We start from the raw sequence: 15,753 nt of genomic DNA, 5'->3' as shown, positions 1-15,753 counted from the left end.
TGCACCCGTAATGAGTCGCCAGCGTAGCTCAGTTGGCTAGAGCAGCTGATTTGTAATCAGCAGGTCGTGGGTTCGAGTCCCTCCGCCGGCTCAACGTAAAACCATCACTTTTTAGTGATGGTTTTTTTTATGCCTCAAAAATTCCAATCTGAGATTTATCCAGGTTATATTTTATTCATTCAGAAATAAACGCAAAGTATTGTCATTTCGACCTAAGGGAGAAATCGCATTAGTAGCTCGACAAGGATTGGCAGCTTTCGTTGCGGAGTTTCTTGTGCGATTTCTCCCTTAGGTCGAAATGACAAAAATTGTTTCGAGTTTCAGATTTCAAAAATTAAAATAAAACCTATGCTTGTCCGAAAAATTGTATTTTTGTTTATTAATAAATCTGTATTGTACATTTTAAAATTATATTTTACAGTTGAAGGTTTTTAGACTTAATTATTATCTTTGAATTATGAGCACACTAACAAAACCAAATCACATAGGACGAAAAATAAGTCGTATTCGTGAGCTTCGTGACATGAAGCAGGAAGCATTGGCGCAGGCCTTAGGAACAAACCAGCAAGCTGTTTCTGCTATGGAAAACAGCGAGACAATTGATGAGGAAAAACTCATAGCGATTGCTAAAGCACTTGGTGTTACAGCTGAAGGAATTAAGAATTTTTCAGAAGAAGCGATTTTAAATAATATTCAAAATAATTACGAAGGTTCTGTTATTAATGGGGGACCGGTATTAAATCACAATTGTAATTTCAATCCTCTTGATAAAGTTGTTGAACTTTATGAACGTTTGGTTCAGGCAGAAAAAGAAAAGGTTGAATATCTGGAAAAATTATTGAAAAAATAAAGCGTAAAAAAAAGCCCTGAAATGTTTCTCAGGGCTTTTTTGTTTTACTCTGCTGCTGCAGGAGCTTTTTGTTCTTCTTTTTTGATTTCGGCTACATATTTGGTCAGCTTTTTTCCGTAAAGAGATTGAGCTACTTTTGGAGTCATTGATTTTTGAATTGTATCAAGAAATTTGATGTTAATGTCGTAAATCTCTGCTAAAGCAATATAAGGTGCTACTTCGTGATCTTTATTGTTAAGGGCGAAGTTTGTAGCATACAGATATTTTCTTTTGATATTTGCCTGTTGTTTTGCGTCAAGGCTGTCAATCGTTTTTTGATCTTGTCTTTTTAAAGCTTTAAATTTTGATTCCACCATAGATAAATTCTCATCTCTAAAACGATTGTTTATTTTTAGGTATTCTTCATATAATTCCTGATTTTTAGAACCTGTAATTTTTGCACTTGAAATGAAATTATCCAAATTAGTGTCGATATTCATATTTCCGGGCTCAGCAAAGAATAAGATATTATTGTCTAAAGAATTCGTTACACCACGATCTAAAAACAAATAAAGCATTTCAGGAGATTCTATTTTGATATCTCTTTCAAAAGCTGAATTTCCGTCGATTTTTATACTGTCAATAGCAACAAGAGCCGTATCTACAATTTTTTGGATATATAACGTTCCGGTTTTTAAACCTTTAATGTTTCCTGTAAGATGTAAGTTATCAGCAGATTCTTTTTTGTCGCATGATGCAAGTAATGCAAGAGTAACAAAGGCAATAATTGATTTTTTCATTAGTTTGTTGGATTTTGGTGCAAAATAAAGAAAATAGTTTGAATGTAAATAAGCCGTTGTTTAATTTTTATAAAAAATAAAAATCCCAATCTATTTTTAAATTGAGATTTGCATATTTTTTTAAAAATGAATTGGTTACATGTCTAAAGAGAGCTGCTTATGCCGCTTTCATGTGTATAAGTGTATTTGTTATTGCAATTGTTATTTTTGTGTCCTATAATGTCGGTTAATACTGGATCTGCTGGTTCTAAATCAGTTGTTAGGCTTAGACGGTTTTGTAATATTCGCTTTTTGCTTTTCTGATTTTTTTGTATTCTTCCCAGTCAAATTTATTCAGGAATTCTGAAGCTTTTTGAGCGCCTCGAATGAATAAATCTATTTTGGCATCATCGGTTAAATTAAAATTCAGCCAATTGTGACTTCCGGTGTCAATGTAACCGATGAGGTTTTTAAAGTCCGGATTTTTTCTTAGAAACTCAGAATCGTAACCATATCTTGCAGTATCAAACATTGAGCTTATCAGATTAGAGAACTTTTCATTTTTATTGATTTCGTTTTTGTCATAACCCAGTTTTATGCCGAAAGTTGGAGAAGCGGGAACATTTAAATTTTCGTGAAAAATATCGATCGGGAAGTTGGATATAATACCGCCATCCATAAACATAACTTCAGACGGTACTGAAGTTCTTAAACATGTAGCATCATTCCATTTGTTCCAGGCTTCAATGCCGCCGGGAATATTTTTGATTTTAAATGGAGTAAAGAAAAGCGGAATTGACATAGAAGCCCGTACAAAATCGGCAGGATTTTGAACATCTGGATTAGAGTAAAACAGATCGATCATTTTGGGAAATATAATTTTGCTTTCGGTTGTAATATCAGCTGTTATTATTGCCATTTCACTCCAATGATCAGGTCTGTTATATTCTTCTTTGTCACCATGATTTACCCTGTTAAGCCGGAATAATTTATTTTGATCTGAAACGCCTTTTTCTCTCAATGCTTTTAAATCGGCATAATTTCTAATTCCCCTCTGCGAAAGCAGATTTGTCATCCATTGATGAAAATTATTTCCGGGATTTAGTCCCAAATCGTCTTTAAAATTATCGACAACCTGACAGCCTTTCATGACTAATTTCAGATTTCCGGCATCGCTCAATAAAGCATCAATAAATTCTTTTGCATCGCGATCTCCATCAACAAAATCGTATAAATTTTTATTGCACAAACAATCTAGTATCCATTCTGATTTTTCGACATCGCAAGTTCCAGCTGCTGCCATAAGCATGGTATTGATGCTTCCGGCGGATGTTCCGGCCAGACTTAAAAACCGAATTCCCATTTGTTCTAATACATAAACATATCCAACCAATGCAATTCCCAGAACTCCTCCGCCTTCTTGCACTAAATCTACATATTGATGATTGTTTATGTCTGTAATGTCTGAGAATTTTTTATCTCGAATTTGTTCCTTTAAATCTTTTAGAATGGCTAAAACTTCGCCGTTTTCTGTAAATTTTCTCTTCTCCATGATTTCCCTGAATTTAGGTTTGTGGTTTGTTTTTCTGGAAATCATTCCCCTGTGTTTAATCATTTGATTTTCAGAATCATAAAGATATAAATTCAGTATTTGTCTGAAAAGGGGAGAATTCCCCTTTTTTAATGTTTGGAATCGGGATAAAACAAAAAAAATCCTGCAAAAGCTAATTTGCAGGATTTAAGAAATGTTTTATTCAAAAGATTATTTGATCATTTCAAAACTTCTTTTTACGAAAGCAGTTAAAGCTTCACCTTTTAATAAGTTTTGAGATAATTTAGCCAAATCTAAAGCTTGTTTTACCAAATGCTCTTGATGCGTTTTATCTTCGGTGTTTAAAATGTTTGATGCTAAATCTGAGTTAGTGTTTACAACCAAATTGTACATCTCCGGCATATTGCCCATTCCAAACATGCCGCCTCCGCCACTTTGGCTCATTTCTTTCATTCTACGCATAAATTCTGGCTGCGTAATAATAAATGGAGCTGCCTGGCTGTCCATTGCTTCAAGCTGAACGCTGTAAGCTTTAGGAATATAAGCTTCTAATGAAGTTTTTAATGCTGCTTTTTCTTCATCAGATAATTTAGAAATTGTGTTTTCGTCTTTTTTGATTAAATTATCAATATGGTCAGAATCTACACGAACAAAAGTTACATCTTGGTTATCGTTTTCGATTTTCTGAATTAAATGTGAGATAATTGGAGAATCTAAAAGCAATACTTCGTATCCTTTTGCTTTTGCTGTTTCAATATAAGAGTGCTGCTCTTCTTTGTTTCCGGCATAAAGAACTACAAGTTTACCATCTTTATCAGTTTGGTTTTCTTTTAGTTTCTCTTTTAATTCTTCTAAAGTAAAGTATGTATTATCTACCGTTGGGTATAAAACAAACGCCCCTGCTTTTTCGTAGAATTTATCTTCAGAAAGCATTCCGTACTCTAAAACGATTTTAATGTCGTTCCATTTTGCTTCAAAATCAGCACGATTTTCGTTAAATAAAGCTTTTAATTTATCCGCTACTTTACGAGTAATATAATTTGAAATTTTCTTTACCGCTCCGTCAGCCTGTAAACCAGAACGAGAAACGTTTAACGGAATATCCGGTGAATCAATAACTCCTTTTAACATTGTCAAAAATTCAGGTACAATTCCTTCTACATTATCAGTAACGTAAACTTGGTTTTGGTACAATTGAATTTTGTCTTTCTGGATCTGCATATCGCTTCCTAATTTCGGGAAATACAAAATACCAGTTAAGTTAAATGGATAATCTACATTTAAGTGAATGTTGAATAAGGGATCTTCAAACTGCATTGGATACAATTCTCTGTAGAAGTTTTTGTAATCTTCGTCAGATAATTCAGAAGGCTGTTTTGTCCATGCTGGGTTTGGATTGTTAATGATATTATCAAGTTCGATAGTTTCATTTACGTAATCTTCCGGAGCATCTTCTGGTTTTGGAAGTGTTTCAGTTCTTGTTCCAAATTTAATTGGAATAGGCATGAACTTGTTATACTTATTCAATAAACCGCTGATTTTAGAATCTTCTAAAAATTCTAAAGAATCTTCAGCAATGTGAAGAATGATTTCGGTACCGCGTGAAGTTTTGTCAGCCGGCTCCAAAGTAAATTCAGGACTTCCGTCGCAAGTCCAGTGCGCAGCAGGTTCATCTTTGTATGATTTTGTGATGATTTCTACTTTTTCAGCTACCATAAAAGCAGAATAGAAACCAAGACCAAAATGTCCGATAATTCCAGAATCTTTAGCAGAATCTTTGTATTTGTCAAGGAATTCCTCGGCTCCTGAAAAAGCAACCTGATTGATGTATTTTTCTACTTCATCAGCCGTCATACCTAAACCTTGGTCGATAATATGGATTTTTTTACCTTCTTTATCTACTTTGATTTCGATAATTGGGTTTCCGTATTCAACTTTAGCTTCACCAATACTGATAAGGTGTTTTAGCTTTAAAGTAGCATCAGTTCCGTTTGAAACCAGCTCACGTAAAAAGATTTCGTGATCGCTGTATAGGAATTTTTTGATTAAGGGAAAGATGTTTTCTACTGAAACATTAATTTTACCTGTTGTCATATTTTTTATTTTTTGAATTTAACTTGATGATTTTCATTTAGTCAAATAAAATACCAATTTTTTTAAGGTGACAAATTGGCGCAAATGTTAATTTTGAAAGAAAATAAATAGATTCTAAAACGATAAATCTCTTAATGAATTGTATATTTGTGGTACAATAATTGTTAAAAAGGCAAAATAATAATCTAAAAAAATTGTATAAAATGAAGAAGAGTATCTTAATTTGCGTGATTGCCGCTATGTTTTTTGCGTGTAAATCTGCTTCGTCCACAGCTTCAACAGACACAACGCTTTCAAAAAAGCTTGACAGACCTACTCAGGTTGCGATTAAAGGAAACTGGGTGCTTACAAATGTAACTTATCCGGGTTCTGATTATATTAAAGTAAATTCATTTGATCTTGCAGATTCAAAATGTTTTATTGGCAGTACTTGGAGTTTTATTTCAAACAATAATAAAGGAACTATGGCCTTAACATCGGCAAGTTGTACTTCGTTTTCTTCGCCAATTGTATGGAGTATTAACAATCAGGGATTGTTTGTTCTTAAAATTCTTGATGCAGGTGAAAAAGCTAAGAAAGTGAGAGAAGGTTATTTGCTTAAAGTTGCAGGCGTAACTGAAACTTCTTTTCAATTAATTGATAACATTAATGTCGGAGGACAAGTAAAAGATGTTACTTACCAATTTCAAAGAGCTAATTAATATTAAAAAAGATAAAAAATGAAAAAGATAACAGTTTTAGGTTTAAGTAGTTTACTTGTATTAGTTAGTTTTTTTGCAAGCTGCGATTCAGTAAAAAATGCAAATAATACTCAAAAAGGTGCCGGAATTGGTGTAGTTGCAGGTGGTATTATTGGAGGTATTTTAGGAAATAATTTAGGAAAAGGCGGAAACGCTGCGTTAGGAGCTGCAATTGGAGCTGCTGTTGGTGGTGGAACCGGAGCCTTAATTGGAAATAAAATGGATAAACAAGCCCGTGAAATTGATCAGGCTTTACCAGGTGCTTCTGTAGAAAGAGTAGGTGAAGGAATTCATTTAACTTTAAATGAGAATGCAGTTCGTTTTGATACTAACAAATCAACTTTAACTCCTCAGGCAAAAGCAAACTTAGATAAATTAGTTCCTGTATTTAATGATTACGGAGATACTGATATTCAAATCTTCGGTTATACTGATAATACAGGTAAACCAGAATATAATTTGACACTTTCAGGACAAAGAGCAGCATCTGTTCAGTCTTATTTAGTTTCTAAAGGATTAAAATCAAGCCGTTTTAAAACTTCAGGTTTAGGTATTGTTGATCCTATTGCAACAAATGATACGCCGGAAGGAAGAGCTCAAAACCGTCGTGTTGAATTCTCAATTACAGCAAACGACAAAATGGTGAATGATGCAAAAGCCGAAGCTGGAAAGTAATTTCAGGTAATAAAATATAAAAAAAAGCTGTTTCATAATTGAAGCAGCTTTTTTTATTAGAATTTGCAGATTATTGCTGGTAGAATAAAATCATTGAGGAAGATATTTTTCCATACTTTTCCCATATGCCCTGACTTCCAAATTTGTAATAATGGGTAGAATTAAAAGATGGAATTATAATAGGCAGACTTAATTTATTCCCGTCATTTGAATGTTCAATCCATTCTACTGCTATAATAATGTCTTGTTGAGTAATAATATTAAAAGGAGTTAAATCAACAACTGTCCAGTTTTTTAAGCTATTTTCGACCTCACTATAAATATCAGAATTGTTAAGTTTTTTATCTGGTTTATTATTTTGAATGCTATAAATGTTAATTCTGAATTTGACTTTTTTAAAGTTATTTTCTTTGATGAAGAATTTGAATTCAGTTAATAGACTGGGTTTTTTTGTTCCTAAAGAAAATTTCCTGCCAATTTCAGTTCCTAAATTCATGTTTTTATAATTAGGATTTGCAAATAATACTTGCTGTTTAGTATCGGATTTATCTTTTCCTTCGTTATAATTTTTTAAATTACTTCTTGAAACAATGATTTCATTTAGTTTTTCAATATGATTTTTAAGAATTAAAGTTAGTTTTTCGTCGGATAAATTTTTCAATAGAATATCCTTTGAAATATAAGATAGAGAAGAAATTCTAAGTGTATCTAAATTGGTTGTATTTTCAAGAATAAAGGAGAATTCTCCTTTTTCGTTAGAAACTGTGCCGACAGGTTTGTTTAAAATTCCAATATTTGCATAAGGAATTGGCTGTTTTAAACTATCTAAGATAATCCCTGTAATTGTTTTATTTTGAGCATTAACAAAAATAGAAGTAAACGCAAAAGCAATAATTAGATATTTTTTCATGTTATATGTTTTGGAAAAGAAAATCAGGTAGTTCTATAACGCAAACAAAATTTTTTTCTTACAATTTTTAGATTTTATAATTGGATAGTAATTAAAATAACAATCTGATTTTATTTTTTTTGACTTTAGAAATTAAACATCGTAAATTTGACCTCTCTAATTACAACACATGCTTGATATTCAAAATATATCTTTTTCGTATACTGATAAACCAGTTATAAATAATGTTTCTTTTACGATCAATAAAGGCGAAAATATTGCCATTATTGGCGAAAGCGGTTGTGGAAAAAGTACGCTTTTAAAGTTGATGTACGGTTTGTTCGATTTAGATGAGGGCAAAATATTTTATAACCAAAAACCTATTCTGGGGCCAAAATACAATTTGATTCCCGGAATGCCTTATATGAAATATCTGGCGCAGGATTTTGATCTGTCTCCGTATGAAACCGTTGCTGAAAATGTTGGAAAGTTTCTTTCGAATGGTTTTGCCAATATGAAAAAACTTCGTGTTCAGGAATTGCTGGAAATGGTCGAAATGGAACAGTTTTCAAATGTAAAAGCTAAGTTTTTGAGCGGAGGACAGCAGCAAAGAGTGGCTTTGGTACGAGTTTTGGCTCTGGAACCCGAAGTTATTTTACTGGATGAACCTTTTAGTCAGATTGATGCTTTTCGTAAAAATGCATTACGTAGAAATTTATTCCGTTATCTGAAACAAAAAGAAATTACCTGTATTATTGCAACGCACGATAGTACAGATGCATTATCGTTTGCAGATGAAGCAATTGTAATGCGTCATGGCGAAGTTATCGTAAAAGGCGATCCAAACAAAATTTACGAAGATCCGGAAACTAAATATGTAGCTTCCTTATTTGGAGAAGTAAATGAGGTTGCAACCCATTTATTACTTCCTTATGAAGATGAAACACATAAAACGTTAGTATATCCGCATCAGTTTAAAATGGTTTCAGAATCTAAACTTCCGGTAAAAATTAGAAGAACCTATTTTAGAGGAAGTCATTATTTAATCGAAACCGTTTATAAAAGACAATTAATATTTTTTGAAAGCGAAATTGATTTACCGCTTGAACAGGAAATATTTCTTGGTCTTAATTATTTATAAAAATAAACCCGACAGTTTTAAAATTGTCGGGTTTATTTTTATAAGAAGTTTTACTGCTCTAAAATGTATTTTTCATTATTCTTCAATAAATTGCATTAAAAACTGTTTTATCAAAAAGTAAATGATTTTAAACAGTCTGATAATTAAAGTTAATTAAATTGATGATAACGAAAAAAATAGTAATTTGTACTCTAATGTTTTAAACTATACTTAAATTTGCATTCTAAATTTTTAACAAATAACAATACTATATGTATCATTCAAAAATAGCAGGCTTAGGATATTATGTTCCTTCAAATGTTGTAACAAACGATGATTTGTCTAAGATAATGGATACCAATGACGAATGGATTCAGGAAAGAACCGGGATTCAGGAAAGAAGACATATCATTCGCGGAGAAGACACCACTACTTCTATGGGAGTAAAAGCGGCTAAAATTGCAATAGAACGTTCTGGCGTAGCCAAAGAAGATATTGATTTTGTAGTTTTTGCGACATTAAGTCCAGACTACTATTTTCCAGGTCCCGGAGTTTTAGTACAACGTGATTTAGGATTAAAAACGGTTGGAGCATTAGATGTTAGAAATCAATGTTCTGGTTTTGTTTATGCTATTTCTGTAGCCGATCAATATATTAAAACCGGAATGTATAAAAATATTTTGGTAATTGGTTCTGAGGTTCACTCAACTGGTTTGGATATGACGACTCGCGGACGCGGTGTTTCGGTAATCTTTGGAGATGGAGCAGGAGCGGCAGTTTTAAGCCGTGAAGAAGACCTCACAAAAGGTATTTTGTCTACGCACCTACATTCAGAAGGACAGCACGCTGAAGAATTGGCTTTGCAGGCACCAGGAATGGGAGCGCGCTGGGTAACAGATATTTTAGCAGATAATGACCCAAATGACGAAAGTTACTATCCTTATATGAATGGACAATTTGTATTTAAAAATGCGGTTGTTCGTTTTGCTGAAGTAATCAATGAAGGTTTAGAAGCAAATGGACTTCAGGTTTCGGATATTGATATGTTGATCCCGCATCAGGCCAATTTGAGAATTTCGCAGTTCATTCAGAATAAATTCAAATTGACAGACGATCAAGTGCATAACAATATTCAGAAATACGGAAATACAACTGCTGCATCTATTCCAATCGCTCTGACAGAAGCTTGGGAACAAGGCAAAATCAAATCCGGTGACACTGTGGTTTTGGCCGCCTTTGGAAGTGGGTTCACTTGGGCAAGCGCTATCATCAAATGGTAAATTAATTCATCTTGCATTATATTTTAAACCTGCTTCGTTTTGGAGCAGGTTTTTTTATAAATTGCGCATTCAGACCTGACAGGTTTTTAAAACTTGTCAGGTCTCATCTGAAGAAAAATTATTTAAATCACAATGAAAAAAAATCAACTCGAAATAGCTTGTTTCAATTACGAATCGGCTATAATTGCTCAGGAAAATGGAGCAGATAGAATAGAACTTTGTGAAAACATGACACTGGGCGGAACAACACCAAACTCTATTTTAGTGGTAAAAGTTCGTGAAAGTTTGAATATTAAAATGCATGTTATCATCAGACCTCGCGGTGGTAATTTTGTTTATTCAGATGAAGAGCTTACCGAAATGAAGCAGGACATCAAACAATATAAAAAACTTGGAGTTGATGGTTTTGTTTTTGGAATTTTAAAAGAAAACGGAAAAGTAAATAAAAAACAAAATAAGGAATTGGTGCATTTAGCACATCCGCTTTCCTGTACTTTTCACCGTGCTTTTGATGTTGTTAAAGATGTAGAAAAATCACTGGAGAAAGTTATCGAATGTGGTTTTAAAACCATCTTAACTTCTGGACAAGGAGTAAATGTTGAAGAAGGAATTTTAGTTTTGGAGAAAATTCAAAAACTAGCTGGAGACCGAATTGAAATAATGCCGGGCGGTGGATTGAGATCTTCAAATATTAAGTTATTACAAGAAAAATTAGATTTAACTTTTTACCATTCATCAGCCATTACAAGTGACTCAGAAATTGCAAATTCTGAAGAAATAAAAGAACTTAAAAACTTTCTTTGAGTTTTATAAAAATAGAAAAGCCCGGAGTTGGCATACTCCAGGCTTTTTTTCTACAAGAACTTATTCAAAAATATTAAAATAAATCTAATAAAAACGTCGATTAGAACATTCCGCCTCCGCCTTTATTAGTGTTGTCATCTCTTTCTTTACGTTGTAATTTTTTAATTTTTGCTCCTCCAAAATTGTATGTTAAACCTAAATAAACTGTTTGGCTTTCCCATGAAAACTGACCAGTTTGAGGATAAGGATAAACACCATCAAATGAAAATTTCATAGTATTGAAAACGTCATTAAAACGTACGCTGATATTCATCTTATTATCTAACAATGTATATCGTGAACCAATATCCATTTTGTACATTTCATTTCTATGCTGTTGAATTTCTTCAACGCCACCTCTGTAAAAACCGAATAATAAAAAGCTTAAACGTTTTGTAGGTTTAAAGTTTGAGTTCATACGAGCATTAAATGCAGAAGTTGTTACACTGCGCTCTAAAGGTGAACTTAATTTTGTTGAAGTATCATACTGGAACACAACACCTTGCTGATTTATACTTGAAAAATCAACAGATGGCTGGATATCCCACCATTTAGTAATTTTATAGTTAGCAGAAATGTCAAAACCATAAGCACTGTTGTGATCGAAATTGGCAAAACCTAAAATTTGTTTGTAACCAGAAGCATCGTTAGGGTCTGGACTTAAAGTTCTGCTTATTTGGTCGTTAATAGCTCTTACAAAAACTCCTGCAGTAATACTTCCTTTTTCAAGAGTTTTAGTATAATTTACTTCGACAGAATTAGTAAACTGAGGTCTTAATTCCTGATTTCCGTATGAAGTTACTAGCGGAGTAGAAAATTCACGAATAGGTTTTGTCTGCTCTAAACTTGGACGGTCAACACGACGGCTGTAGCTTAATTGTAAAACGTTTTTCTCATTTAAGTTATAAGTTAAATAAGCTGATGGGTATAATGTAATGTAGTCATCATCAAATTTTTTGTAACCATGATTTAAATCAGCAGTAACTTTATAGCTTTCAAAACGAGCTCCTAACTGATAGCTGAATTTTTTGTATTTCTGACCAAAAGTTACATAAGCAGAGTAAATGTCTGTATCATAAACATAAATAGAAGCTTGGTCTGCAGGAGCAACTGCCGGATTACTTGTGTTGTAAATATTGTCAGTTCTTGTTATTCTGGCTTCAGCTCCGGCTTCAAGAGTCGTTTTGTCATTTAATGGATTTACGTAATCAACGTTTACTGTACCTAATTTTCTTTTGTCATTAATATAATCGCTGTACAAAATGGAACTAGCAGTGTTATTTGGCTGTGTTGTTTTAGTATCAAAACCTGCATCTTGAGTTTCTCTGGTATTACTAAAGTTTCCTTCAAAATCTAAAGTATGACCTTCTTTTTTAAAGATATGTTTGTACGCTAAATTATAAGTTCCGGTTTCGTTTGGACCTTCGTATCTCGATTTTTGGTAGATATTTTTAATATCCGGATCTCCGTTATTGTAATTAATATCTGTATTTACAAGTCCAGTTCCTTTTGCTTTATTTTGATTGGTGTAAAATGATAAAGTATTGTGATCATTGATTAAATAATCCATTCCAACTTTATACAAATAGTTATCATTGTCATTGGAAATGTCTAATTTTTGAGCTACATCTTGATCTAATCTTTTGATATGACCATCGTTAAAATAAGTTCCAAAATTATTACCGGCATTTCCAAAGAAATTTACTTTTCCGGTTTTATAATTTAAATCTAAAGACTGATTGTATTTTGCTGTTTCTCCAAAAGTAATACCTCCGCTGTAACTTCCGTTAAAACCAGTATTAGCATTTTTGTGTAAAATAATATTGATAATTCCTGACATTCCTTCCGGATTGTATTTTGCACTTGGATTTGTAATCAGCTCAATTTTTTTGATAGAAGTTGATGGAATTTGTTTCAATAACTGAGCAGGATCAATGTTAGAAGGTCTTCCGTCAATTAATACACGAACATTGTCATTTCCGCGAAGCGAAAGTTTTCCATCCTGATCCACATTTACAGAAGGAATATTATTCATAATATCTGATGCAGAAGCTCCGGCCGTTGTTAAATCCTTACCAACGTTAACTACTTTTCTATCGATTTTTTGTTCAATTGTCGAACGTTCGGCAATAATATTTACGCCTTTTAACTGCGTTGCTTCTTCTTCAAGAGAAACATTTACTGTTGCTGTTTTTCTGTTATCACTTAAAATTACAGAACCTATATATTTTCTAAATCCAATATATTGAACTTCGATTGTATAGCTTTTTAGTGCAAGATTTTTAAAAGTAAAATCTCCATTATCATCTGTATTGATTCCTGATACCACTTTTCCGTTTTCTTTAAGAGAAACAGTCGCATAAGAAATAGGTGCATTATTGGATTTTTCTACAATTTTCCCCGAGACAGATCCTGAGTTTTGCGCTTGTGCTGTTGCAATCATCCCCAGTATTGCGAACAGAATAAATTTTAATTTCATAGCTTATTTACTTGATTATTTTGATTTGATTGATGATGGTGTTTTTTTGATTTTTGTTTTTGATTTTTTTCCTCAATGAAATTTGAAGCTCTTATTAAGACTATTTTGTGAACGTTATGTTACATAAAAAAAGAAAAAAAATAATTTAATTTTTGTGATCTCTTGTTTTGTAAGAGATTAGCGTTTTGATTTTTTGATAATTTTAACATTCACAGAAAAGCGTTTTTTAAGAAATTCTAAGAAAAATATATTATTTTATATCTTTTTCATTTTCTCTAATTGATGAATAAGCAGTATCTTTGCTCACTTTAAAATAAGTTTACATGTCATTATCACAAATTCTTACACCTTCTATACAAAAAGCAATACAAGCATTATTTGATGTATCTGTCGATAAAATCGAGTTTCAAACTACCAGAAAAGAGTTTGAAGGCGATATAACTATGGTAATTTTTCCTTTGTTGAAAGTGATTAAAAGCAATCCGGCAGAATTAGGAAATAAAATTGGAAATTATCTGGTAGAGAACGTTTCTGAAGTTGCACGTTTTAATGTAGTTTCCGGTTTTTTGAATATTGTTATTTCAGATAGTTATTATCTGAATTTCTTTAATGAAATTAGAGATAACAATAAGTTTGGATATGTAACGCCATCTCAAAGCGTCGGGACTGACGAGAAAGCTATTATGGTAGAATATTCTTCACCAAATACCAATAAACCATTACACTTAGGTCACGTACGTAACAACTTGTTAGGCTATTCTGTAGCAGAAATTCTAAAAGCTTCGGGTAAAAAAGTATATAAAACTCAAATTATCAACGATCGTGGTATTCATATTTGCAAATCGATGCTGGCTTGGGAAAAATTTGGAAACGGAGAAACTCCGGAAAGTTCAAATTTAAAAGGAGATAAATTAGTCGGGAAATATTATGTTGAATTTGATAAAGCTTATAAAACAGAAATAAACCAATTAATTGAAACGGGTAAAACTGAAGAAGAAGCAAAAAAACAAGCTCCAATTATAATTGAAGCACAGGAAATGCTTAAAAAATGGGAAGCTGGAGATGATGAAGTTATCGCACTGTGGAAAAAAATGAACCAATGGGTTTATGATGGTTTCGCAACAACTTACAGCAATCTTGGAGTTAATTTTGATAAATATTACTACGAAAGCAATACTTATTTATTAGGCAAAGATGTAGTTCAGGTTGGTCTTGATAAAGGTGTTTTTGAAAAAGATCCAGATGGTTCTGTTTGGATTGATCTGACAGATGAAGGACTGGATCGTAAAATTGTATTACGTTCTGACGGAACTGCGGTTTATATGACACAGGATATTGGAACTGCGATTCAACGTGTAAAAGATATGCCGGATGTTGGCGGAATGGTTTACACAGTAGGTAACGAGCAGGATTATCACTTTAAAGTATTATTCTTAATCTTGAAGAAATTAGGTTTTGACTGGGCTTCAAGTTTATATCATTTATCATACGGAATGGTTGATTTACCATCCGGAAAAATGAAAAGCCGTGAAGGAACGGTTGTAGATGCTGATGATTTAATGCAGGATATGACCGATACGGCCAAACAAATTTCTGAAGATTTAGGAAAACTAGACAGCTATTCGGCAGATGAAAAAGCAAAATTGTATAAAACAATTGGGCTTGGCGCTTTAAAATATTACATTTTAAAGGTAGATCCTAAAAAACGTATCTTGTTTAACCCTGCAGAATCTGTTGATTTTGCTGGAAATACAGGTCCTTTTATTCAATATACTTATGCAAGAATCCAGTCGATTATTCGTAAATCCGATTTTGATTTTTCTGAAAAAACAAGTATTGAAGAAATTCATGAAAAAGAAAAGGAATTGTTAAAACAAATCGAGCTTTTCCCGGAAGTAATTCAAAATGCTGCGCAAAATCACAGCCCTGCATTAATTGCAAATTATACCTATGATTTGGTAAAAGAATACAATTCATTCTACCAGTCAGTTCATATTTTAGGAGAAGTAGATTTAACAAAGAAAATATTTAGAGTTCAGCTTTCGCAAAAAGTTGGCGAAGTTATAAAATCAGCATTTACTTTATTAGGAATCGAGGTTCCGGAGCGAATGTAAGAATCTTAATAATAATGAAAAATTAAAAGCCGATAGTTTTATAAAATTATCGGCTTTTTTTGTTTAATTATTTTACAGTTGATTTAGCTTTCAGAGAGTTAGGGAAAACAAATAAAAGTTAATTTTTAAGTTAAAAGTGTATATTCTGTAGGATGAAAAATATAATCATATTAATTTTCCTACTTTAATTGAGATTAAGTAATATTTTAGTTTTTTTTAAATGAATTTTAGCATTTTGTGAAATGCATTTTTGGGCAAGGTTTTTTAGTTAAATTGCTGCTGCAGAGACAAGAGATAATGTATAATTGAGAGAATAGCTGAATTTAAAAATACCTCCTTATATTCATTTTTAACTATTT

Annotated in this window: 12 protein-coding genes and 1 tRNA gene; 8 read left to right on the top strand and 5 right to left on the bottom strand. The window is 32.4% G+C overall.

Going from position 1 to position 15,753, the window contains the following annotated elements:
• Positions 1 to 17 precede the first annotated feature (17 nt).
• Positions 18 to 91 (top strand) — tRNA-Thr (locus L1276_RS23505).
• Positions 92 to 457: 366 nt separating this feature from the next.
• On the top strand, positions 458 to 850 hold the full coding sequence (locus L1276_RS23500) for a helix-turn-helix domain-containing protein (protein ID WP_253792090.1): 393 nt from the start codon (positions 458 to 460) through the stop codon (positions 848 to 850).
• Between the two features lie 44 nt (positions 851 to 894).
• Here the strand turns inward: L1276_RS23500 and L1276_RS23495 are convergent, their stop codons facing one another.
• The 3 genes from L1276_RS23495 to htpG all read right to left on the bottom strand — a co-directional run bounded on the left by L1276_RS23495 (position 895) and on the right by htpG (position 5,254).
• The gene (locus L1276_RS23495) at positions 895 to 1,629 is read right to left on the bottom strand and encodes a DUF4369 domain-containing protein (protein ID WP_253792089.1); all 735 of its coding nucleotides are present in this window, start codon (positions 1,627 to 1,629) and stop codon (positions 895 to 897) included.
• 265 nt (positions 1,630 to 1,894) lie between these two features.
• The gene (locus tag L1276_RS23490) at positions 1,895 to 3,160 is read right to left on the bottom strand and encodes a patatin-like phospholipase family protein (protein ID WP_253792088.1); all 1,266 of its coding nucleotides are present in this window, start codon (positions 3,158 to 3,160) and stop codon (positions 1,895 to 1,897) included.
• Positions 3,161 to 3,370: 210 nt separating this feature from the next.
• Positions 3,371 to 5,254 carry a molecular chaperone HtpG gene (gene htpG / locus L1276_RS23485; protein WP_253792087.1) on the bottom strand — a complete coding sequence of 628 codons (1,884 nt, stop codon included), beginning with the start codon at positions 5,252 to 5,254 and terminating at the stop codon, positions 3,371 to 3,373.
• Positions 5,255 to 5,457: 203 nt separating this feature from the next.
• Between htpG and L1276_RS23480 the strand changes: the two genes are divergently transcribed.
• On the top strand, positions 5,458 to 5,955 hold the full coding sequence (locus L1276_RS23480; RefSeq protein WP_253792085.1) for a lipocalin family protein: 498 nt from the start codon (positions 5,458 to 5,460) through the stop codon (positions 5,953 to 5,955).
• An 18-nt stretch (positions 5,956 to 5,973) separates the two neighbouring features.
• On the top strand, positions 5,974 to 6,669 hold the full coding sequence (locus L1276_RS23475; RefSeq protein ID WP_253792083.1) for an OmpA family protein: 696 nt from the start codon (positions 5,974 to 5,976) through the stop codon (positions 6,667 to 6,669).
• A gap of 70 nt (positions 6,670 to 6,739) precedes the next feature.
• Here the strand turns inward: L1276_RS23475 and L1276_RS23470 are convergent, their stop codons facing one another.
• A complete protein-coding gene (locus L1276_RS23470; RefSeq protein ID WP_253792081.1) occupies positions 6,740 to 7,579 on the bottom strand; it encodes a carboxypeptidase-like regulatory domain-containing protein in 840 nt (279 codons plus the stop codon).
• Positions 7,580 to 7,748: 169 nt separating this feature from the next.
• Here L1276_RS23470 and L1276_RS23465 point away from each other — a divergent pair, with 169 nt between their 5' ends.
• The 3 genes from L1276_RS23465 (at position 7,749) to L1276_RS23455 (ending at position 10,762) form a co-directional block, all read left to right on the top strand.
• Positions 7,749 to 8,699 carry an ABC transporter ATP-binding protein gene (locus L1276_RS23465; RefSeq protein ID WP_253792080.1) on the top strand — a complete coding sequence of 317 codons (951 nt, stop codon included), beginning with the start codon at positions 7,749 to 7,751 and terminating at the stop codon, positions 8,697 to 8,699.
• Between the two features lie 251 nt (positions 8,700 to 8,950).
• Positions 8,951 to 9,958, top strand: coding sequence for a 3-oxoacyl-ACP synthase III family protein (locus L1276_RS23460; protein WP_253792079.1), 1,008 nt, complete (start codon positions 8,951 to 8,953; stop codon positions 9,956 to 9,958).
• Positions 9,959 to 10,090: 132 nt separating this feature from the next.
• Positions 10,091 to 10,762: a copper homeostasis protein CutC gene (locus tag L1276_RS23455; protein WP_253792078.1), complete on the top strand. Its 672-nt coding sequence runs from the start codon at positions 10,091 to 10,093 to the stop codon at positions 10,760 to 10,762.
• 100 nt (positions 10,763 to 10,862) lie between these two features.
• Here the strand turns inward: L1276_RS23455 and L1276_RS23450 are convergent, their stop codons facing one another.
• Positions 10,863 to 13,280, bottom strand: a complete 2,418-nt coding sequence (locus L1276_RS23450) for a TonB-dependent receptor domain-containing protein (protein ID WP_253792077.1) — start codon at positions 13,278 to 13,280, stop codon at positions 10,863 to 10,865.
• Positions 13,281 to 13,603: 323 nt separating this feature from the next.
• On the opposite strand from L1276_RS23450, the gene argS reads away from it, so the two are divergent.
• Positions 13,604 to 15,394: an arginine--tRNA ligase gene (gene argS, locus L1276_RS23445; protein ID WP_253792075.1), complete on the top strand. Its 1,791-nt coding sequence runs from the start codon at positions 13,604 to 13,606 to the stop codon at positions 15,392 to 15,394.
• The last annotated feature ends 359 nt before the right edge of the window (positions 15,395 to 15,753 follow it).

It is taken from the genome of Flavobacterium sp. HSC-32F16, assembly GCF_024171645.1.
Taxonomy (GTDB): domain Bacteria; phylum Bacteroidota; class Bacteroidia; order Flavobacteriales; family Flavobacteriaceae; genus Flavobacterium.
The sequence above is the reverse complement of the archived record's forward strand: the minus strand, read 5'-3'. Positions and strand labels throughout refer to the sequence as shown.

Bases quoted from the DNA above. Each gene is read 5' to 3' on its own strand.
- L1276_RS23500 (WP_253792090.1), top strand. From the start codon at position 458: ATGAGCACACTAACAAAACCAAATCACATAGGACGAAAAATAAGTCGT.
- L1276_RS23495 (WP_253792089.1), bottom strand. From the start codon at position 1,629: ATGAAAAAATCAATTATTGCCTTTGTTACTCTTGCATTACTTGCATCA.
- htpG (WP_253792087.1), bottom strand. From the start codon at position 5,254: ATGACAACAGGTAAAATTAATGTTTCAGTAGAAAACATCTTTCCCTTA.
- L1276_RS23475 (WP_253792083.1), top strand. From the start codon at position 5,974: ATGAAAAAGATAACAGTTTTAGGTTTAAGTAGTTTACTTGTATTAGTT.
- L1276_RS23455 (WP_253792078.1), top strand. From the start codon at position 10,091: ATGAAAAAAAATCAACTCGAAATAGCTTGTTTCAATTACGAATCGGCT.
- L1276_RS23470 (WP_253792081.1), bottom strand. From the start codon at position 7,579: ATGAAAAAATATCTAATTATTGCTTTTGCGTTTACTTCTATTTTTGTT.
- argS (WP_253792075.1), top strand. From the start codon at position 13,604: ATGTCATTATCACAAATTCTTACACCTTCTATACAAAAAGCAATACAA.
- L1276_RS23465 (WP_253792080.1), top strand. From the start codon at position 7,749: ATGCTTGATATTCAAAATATATCTTTTTCGTATACTGATAAACCAGTT.
- L1276_RS23480 (WP_253792085.1), top strand. From the start codon at position 5,458: ATGAAGAAGAGTATCTTAATTTGCGTGATTGCCGCTATGTTTTTTGCG.
- L1276_RS23460 (WP_253792079.1), top strand. From the start codon at position 8,951: ATGTATCATTCAAAAATAGCAGGCTTAGGATATTATGTTCCTTCAAAT.
- L1276_RS23450 (WP_253792077.1), bottom strand. From the start codon at position 13,280: ATGAAATTAAAATTTATTCTGTTCGCAATACTGGGGATGATTGCAACA.
- L1276_RS23490 (WP_253792088.1), bottom strand. From the start codon at position 3,160: ATGGAGAAGAGAAAATTTACAGAAAACGGCGAAGTTTTAGCCATTCTA.